Origin of the sequence: Kordia sp. (genome assembly GCF_045105435.1) — a bacterium.
GTDB lineage: Bacteria > Bacteroidota > Bacteroidia > Flavobacteriales > Flavobacteriaceae > Kordia.
Genome location: NZ_JBGCDL010000373.1, coordinates 1 through 4,654, shown reverse-complemented (window position 1 = coordinate 4,654; position 4,654 = coordinate 1). Strand labels below are relative to the sequence as shown.

Below are 4,654 nucleotides of genomic sequence, written 5' to 3'. Positions count from 1 at the left end.
GGTAATTAATCATTCTTTTTTGCCATCTTAAAATAGACCGAATCAAACTGAGCAATATATCTTCTCCAAATTCTTCTTCCGCCTTTTTTAAATATTTAATAGTATTAGTCTCTTTACTATAACTGATATAGTCAACTAATTCTTTTATTAATTCTAATTTTTTCAAATGTATTAAATAAGTTTTAATGTGCTATTGGGTAATGCTTTTCTATATGCTTAATGAGTTCTTCTATGGTTTCTACTTCTGGATTAGCCTTACAAATGCCGATAGCTCAAAAGTACGCTCAGCAAAATAGGTTCGCTTTTCCCATGCCTAGTTATTACCTAGCTTATAGCTTGCTTCATTAAGACCATAACCTTTATTTCTAATTAAATGTGTTACTTCCAATTCATCTAATGTGTGAGTACCTTCATGAACTAAATCTAACATAAAATCTTCAACTGTCCTAGCATTTCGTTTTCTGTGAGCATATTTTTTAATTTATGACTAAATCGATTTTAAAATATCAATAATAAAATTATTTTTTAGTGCTATTTTAAATTTGTCATTTTCTCCAAGGTCTTTTTCGAGTAATTCTAATCTTGTGATCAATAATATTTTCGTCACTTAAAACCATTAATTTTGTTTTTTCTTCTTCTGTTAAAGTTGGGTTGTACATCATTACACTATTTTCAATGATGAATAGTTCCGATAATTCGAGACAATATTTAAATAATTTTGTGAAAAGCTCCAGTTTTATTTCATCTAGTGGATACGCTTTTTTTATATTGTCATAATGAACATTTCTTAGAGGTTGGTAATTAATCATTCTTTTTTGCCATCTTAAAATAGACCGAATCAAACTGAGCAATATATCTTCTCCAAATTCTTCTTCCGCCTTTTTTAAATATTTAATAGTAATAGGCTCTTTACTATAACTGATATAGTCAACTAATTCTTTTATTAATTCTAATTTTTTCATATTTAATTTTTTTAAACGTATTTAATCAGGCTTAAAACTTTAATAGGCTTAAATAAAAATTGATTTTCATATCTTCTACGTTCACCCAAGTTGTGTAAGTTTTAGAATAACTGTAAAGTAAAAAAAAATATAGTTGATTGTATGACCTAATTTTTCAATTGCTGGATAATTTATATTACCATATTCCACGTTCTGTAATATCGTATGCTCTATCAATTGCTTTGTCAATTACTTGACTAAATGTAAATTCAGATTTTGTAACGGTTTGCTTTTCATCATTTTGATAATCATAATCTACTCTGTATATATATGGGTCATCACCATCATCTAAATAGAAAAAGGCAAATTGCTCACACCCATTGCTTTCAGCATACAACCAAAAAGGTCTGTCTAACACTGTACCATATTCTGTCATTGTTTCTTTCATGATTTCTTGATGCCAATCAGAAGATAATTCTTCTAAACTAGCTGTGTCGTACAAAGGTAACGCACCACAATACGCTCCAGCTAGATGTAAAAATTCACGATATACCACAGGAAATCGAATATCAAATTTCTCTTCAACTGACACTATTTTTTCTTCACTGACTCCTCTTATAGTAGATTTACCAATTGTAGAGTTCTCTAACAGTTTTCTTAAATATATTATTTCCATGTTATTATTTTATGAGATTCATCTCTATTAAATCTTTATTGCCTTGCGCAAACTTACCCTCTTTAACATTCCATGCAGCTTTTACTTTAACTTCTTTCATTTTGTAAATCTGTTGTCTTAATATTATTTGTTTTTTACAAGATGCACATGGCTCATAGAGTGTTTTTACTTCCATTCCTAAAACTTCAACTTGCTCAGCTCCATATTTAGTTTCAAGCCTCTTCACTGCATCATCAAAAGTATCTAAAACTTTGACTTCACTATCAAAAAAACGGTTGATAAGTTTACCCTCATCATTATAAGCTTTAAAATGGTCTATTAAGTCCTTTATTTCATCGAAGCCTAAATGCTCCATTAGATTATTTTTATTTGCAGAAGTTACTAACTCATTTGAGCTAATCTTTTTTCCTGCTAGGGCTTTCAATTCAAAATTGACAACTTCACCATTAATTTTTAATTTAAAAACAAATGATGCTGCATTTTTATTATAAGCAAATTTATGCAGTTTTCTTAAAGATAATAATTCATTTATTTCGATTTTACTTAAGGCATTAAGTTCTGCAATTTCTTTCCATTTTTTGATAACTTTTTCAATAGATTGATATTTTAATAATTGTATTTTATATGTCTTGTAGAATAGTTTTTTTAGTTTTTTTAATAATGCTTTCTCTGATGCACTCGTAATATCAGGAATAATCCTTAGCATTGATATGTTTTCAATATATTCTTTAAAAATCTGTTTTAATTCATCCACAAATCGAATACGAGTTATTTCATCAATTTCAATCTTATTCAGATACTTTTCAAAATTCGGATGATCCAACAATGCTTTCGAAGCTTTTGCTAATCTTTTACCTATAAAATTGGTAATTTCACCGCCCAAGGCAAATAACTCCAAGTAAAAAAGAACCTCACTTACATTTTGCCCAAATTCGGTATCATTTACTCCAGTAAGTTTTAATAAAGCATTGATGGTTCCACTTGATATTTCAACAAACGCAGCGACTCCTGTAACTGCTTTTTTAGCTTTTTGAGCTAAGGTTAATTTATGTCCTAATTTAGCAATACTCTTTAAATGCCTAAACTTAGCCAAGTTCCCAACTCCAGAAAATGTGGTTACAATATCTATTAAGTATTCTCCGCCTGTTTGAATATTTTTCCAAAAAGCGCTTTCCTCGTTTGCTAATAATACAAAAGCAGGAAGTACTGTAAATTGTTGCCCTTCATTTGTATCGTATAAAAATTTAGGTGCTTTTTCATTTATAATAGCGACTGGATGAAAAACATGATAGTTATACTTATAATGATTATAAACATTTACCGTTATTTGATCCCTTCGTCTCTTACCATAGGTTACTGTTTTTCCAGTATTTACACTTAAAGCTACATCAATACTTGTTTGATCATTTGCGAATTTAATCTTAGCATTGGAATGATAGAACCCTAAAGTTGAGTCTATTGTATACGGAAGCACTAAAGGAGCAGTATCTTCTTCATTTTCAGAAAGTACAGGATTCTTTTTAGGATCAAAACTAGCATATGAAGATTGACTCCACACACTCCAAAATACATTTACAAATGTCTTAAAGTCATCAGTTTGTAGTTCTTCAAATAATTTTTTGAAAGGCGTATCTTTTTTGTTGACAATAGTTAGTAAAAATTGGTTAAGAAATTGATCTGGAGAAAGTATCTTACTCATGTTTATAATGATATACGAAACTAAATCTTCTTTATTTAAACCGCGGTTATTTACATCATCTTCTTCTAGAATTTCGATCATTAAATCCCAAAGAAGTGGTAAAAATCGAGCACTTGATTGGAGATATGTTTGTGGTAAAAACCATACAATATCTATCAAATTTGCTAATGGTCTCGAACTTCTTTTTGACTCTCTTATTAAGTCACTAACGATTTCATGGTATTTTTCATAAAATCGCTTTTCTACTTTTGGGTAGATTTTTAAATCAAATGTTGCACCTTTTGAAAAGTAGACTTGATTGCAGAATGATAAAAATGCTTGAAAGGATTTGAACTCTATTCTAAAGGCATAATTTGTATTGATGATTTTAGAATGAATAATTGGCTCTCCATTATCAAAATTATAATCTAATGTAACTCTTCCTGTTGTACTACTAACATGACTGATTATTGGAAACTTAAATACACTACCTTCCGTAATTGTTTCATTAAAATCTAGTGTAACTTTTCTTTGATTTCTATTTAACGTTTTTTCAGAATGGTTTCTCGCAAGATTGTCCCAAACATCATCATATAGTCCTAAACTATCCTTGTAGTTTAAATCATATTCTCCATTCTCAATTGCCGCTAAAGAAGCTCTTGTGTAATAGAAGTTATTGTTTCTTCCATCTAGAAAAACCATATCTAATTCTTCAAATACAAGATACAATGTATTAGTATCCGTGATGTATTCAAATTGATTGTATGATAATGGAATCTCTGACAAATCATTAATTTCATCAAGAGAAATGCATTCAGGATTATCAAAATAGGCGCTATTAAGCACATGAAACTCTTCTGTGGTAGTTCCGTTATTGTTTATTATCTTTTTAATATAATAAACATAATCGTCCGTGGTTTCTCTATACCATAAACTTTGGCTTGATGCTAGCGCCACAGAAATTAAATAAGTGTCTTTTATAGCCGTGAAAATTGAATTTCCATCTGCTTGATATAAAAAATCACTACGTATTAAATTAGCATCAAATCGCACATATTTTTTTCTTGGAATAGTAACATTTGTCTTATTTTCTTCCGCTAGGTAATCTATTAAATATCTTAAATCGCTCATTAGTCATATATTTTTACTGTGAAAGGGCTTAAGATTTTAAAGCAATGAAACATTTTTCACTTTTATTTAAGTTGTTTTGAGATGATTGTAAAATTGATTTTTTCATAAAAATATTTGTTTAAAATGTGTTGTGATAATTGGACATACTTATCCTATTTCTGAGTTCGTAAAACGTACTCAAATCAATGTTAAATATGATTTTCGGATATGAAAAAGTGACTGTTCGCT

The 4,654-nt window shown here is 29.1% G+C and carries 3 protein-coding genes; all 3 read right to left on the bottom strand.

Annotated features, from left to right (window positions below):
* Window positions 1-545 precede the first annotated feature (545 nt).
* On the bottom strand, window positions 546-962 hold the full coding sequence (locus AB8B65_RS19015) for a hypothetical protein (RefSeq protein ID WP_405302865.1): 417 nt from the start codon (window positions 960-962) through the stop codon (window positions 546-548).
* Between the two features lie 175 nt (window positions 963-1,137).
* On the bottom strand, window positions 1,138-1,617 hold the full coding sequence (locus AB8B65_RS19010) for an SMI1/KNR4 family protein (RefSeq protein WP_405302864.1): 480 nt from the start codon (window positions 1,615-1,617) through the stop codon (window positions 1,138-1,140).
* A gap of 4 nt (window positions 1,618-1,621) precedes the next feature.
* On the bottom strand, window positions 1,622-4,426 hold the full coding sequence (locus tag AB8B65_RS19005; protein WP_405302863.1) for a hypothetical protein: 2,805 nt from the start codon (window positions 4,424-4,426) through the stop codon (window positions 1,622-1,624).
* Window positions 4,427-4,654 lie beyond the last annotated feature (228 nt).